General features: G+C 51.9%; 4 protein-coding genes. All 4 read left to right on the top strand.

Features of this window, described 5'->3' with window-relative positions:
• Positions 1–378: hypothetical protein (locus tag HJG39_RS19060; protein ID WP_268411980.1), on the top strand; the 378-nt coding region annotated here is incomplete at its 5' end.
• Entirely contained in the window at positions 368–1327 is a 960-nt protein-coding gene (locus HJG39_RS19055; RefSeq protein WP_268411978.1) for a hypothetical protein, read from the top strand. The genes HJG39_RS19060 and HJG39_RS19055, both read left to right, overlap by 11 nt.
• Positions 1324–1539 carry a hypothetical protein gene (locus HJG39_RS19050; protein ID WP_268411976.1) on the top strand — a complete coding sequence of 72 codons (216 nt, stop codon included), beginning with the start codon at positions 1324–1326 and terminating at the stop codon, positions 1537–1539. The genes HJG39_RS19055 and HJG39_RS19050 overlap by 4 nt, the downstream gene beginning before the upstream one ends.
• Positions 1540–1543: 4 nt before the next feature.
• Positions 1544–2421 (top strand): phage tail sheath subtilisin-like domain-containing protein (locus HJG39_RS19045; RefSeq protein WP_268411975.1); only part of this gene is annotated, 878 nt, incomplete at its 3' end.

The following is a 2421-nucleotide window of genomic DNA, read 5'->3' as shown; positions in this document are numbered from 1 at the left end:
TTGGATGCGCGTGATGTGCCCAAGCCTTTGAGCGAGAGCCAACAAACGCAAATTTCTCACTGCTACCTATTTGATGCCCCGAATTTAACCGCAGTATTACCGAGCACCGAGGGCTTAGCGCCGTTTTCCACGGTGACATTTAAGCGCGCGCTTAGCGTGAAAAGTGGCACTTTAATTCCCTTCGATTTTAACAGCGGAGCTGAATTAGGAGCCGGTTTTGAATCAGGAACCGAAAACACATCATCCGTCACCAACCTGCTTATTGAAGATTCGGATGGCGTACTTCATACCGACACCCAACTGATTTACAGCACGCCAGAAGCGATTACGGCCACCTTAAATACACAGTTAGATTGGGAGATTACCCGTGGCAGTTAACACCTTTGATTTATGGGCAGAGCAACGCGGGATTTTGCCTTTTAAACCCCTGCAAACTGGGCAAGTTTTACAGGTGAATGAGCCGTGTTTTTTGCCTTATGAATGTGCCAGTTGTCGTCTGCCAGAACGAAAAGACATTGCAATAGGTGCGCAAGTGATTATCGCCAAGTCGTTAGAGCAAGGCCATAACCCGCTGGTACAAATTACCGATGGCGCATTGTTGTACCTCAATAATCAAGTTTACACCGGACAATTTAACCTTACATCGCCCGAACTCAGGCTGATTTACAACGGCTTTGGCTGGCAAGTTCCGAACTTTTCCGCAACCGATACCCAAAATGCAGCCCGCTCTGGCATTGCCAATTTTACCGCCAGCGGCAGCTTTACCGTGCCTGCGGGCGTTAGCGAAATTGTGGTGGATGCAAAAGCCGCTGATGGCGGCGGTGGCGGCGGTGCTTATGCTGCCGCCTACCCAAGCCAACCCTATGCACAAAGTGGCACCAATGGTGGCAGCGGCGCACAGGTAAAAGGCGCAACCATTGCGGTGAGCGCAGGAGACATCATTCCCATTACCATCGGCGCGCACGGTGGCGGCGGCTCTGCTTACGGTTATTGGGCAAGCTCTGGCGGCAACTTTAGTTTTGTGCGTCACGGTATGGACGGTGGCGATGCCGGTATTACCCAAGTTGGTGAGCTTATTCGTATTGAAGGTGGCAAACGCGGGCGCGGTGGTCAAGGTGCGCTGGATGTGTCGCCTGCGCCAATAGCCACAGGTAAAGCCGGTACGGTTTTAGTGAACAACACCAACGGCACCGCTCAAGATGGTGAAGATGGCAGCGGAGGAAAAGGTGGCGGCGCGGCTCAGCATCGCGGCGGAAGCGCACAATCTTATTCCGGTAGCGCAGGCGCTGCCGGTTACGTCAGCATTCAATGGGAGGTTAACGTATGAGCGATAACGCCAACACCATAAAAGTGGCGGTGCTTGATGGCCTCACTATTACCAATTTCATTTACATCAAGGGCGATGCGGTCATGCCTGAAAACTATGTGCAGCTTAATGATGATTGTTACGCCATTGGTGATGTGATTAACGAGGCGCATGTCATCAACGGGCCTTTTCATTTAACAGATTCAGCACTTTTAACAGAGCAAGCGGAGTAAACCCATGCCAGCAGATTATCATCACGGTGTGCGCGTTGTTGAAATTAACAACGGCTCGCGTCCTATCAGAAGTATTCAAACGGCCATTATTGGCTTGGTGGCCACCGCGCCCGATGCCAATACGGCATTTTTTCCGTTGAATCGTCCGGTGTTACTCACCGATGTTTTAACCGGAATAGAAAACGCGGGCGATACCGGCACCTTGCCCTATGTGCTTGAAGCCATCAAAGATCAAGGCAATCCGCTCATTGTCGTGGTTCGTGTTGCCGAAGGTGCCGATGAAGCCGAAACCACCTCTAACGTTATCGGCTCGGTGATTAATGGGCAGCGCACCGGCATTCAAGCGCTAACTGCTGCAAAAGCACAATTAGGCGTCACGCCGCGTATTCTTGGCGCGCCCGCGTTAGATAACGCCGCCGTTGCCGCAGAGCTTGCCAGCGTGGCAGCACAAACCCGCTCATTTGCCTATGTTTCCGCGTATGGCTGCGAAACCAAAGAAGATGCAATGAGCTATCGTGATAATTTTGGTGCGCGAGAGCTGATGGTTATTTGGCCCGACTTTATCAGTTGGGACGCGTTAAAAATCGCGTGGGCCACGGCGCGCGCGTTGGGCTTACGCGCAAAAATCGACAACGATACCGGCTGGCATAAAAGCTTGTCTAACGTGCCGGTTCATGGAGTAACAGGGCTATCCAAAGACATCAGCTGGGATTTGCAAAACCCCGCCACCGACGCAGGCTATTTAAACCAGCATGACATTACCACGCTCATCAATGAGAAAGGCTTTCGTTTTTGGGGTTCGCGCACCTGTAGCGCCGAGCCACTATATGCTTTTGAAAGCGCGGTAAGAACGGCGCAAGTTTTAGCAGACACAATGGCAGA

The organism is Alteromonas sp. a30 (assembly GCF_026788005.1).
In the GTDB taxonomy this organism is placed as follows: Bacteria; Pseudomonadota; Gammaproteobacteria; order Enterobacterales; family Alteromonadaceae; genus Paraneptunicella.
Note: the sequence above shows the minus strand (reverse complement) of the source record. Positions and strands in the feature narration are given on the sequence as shown.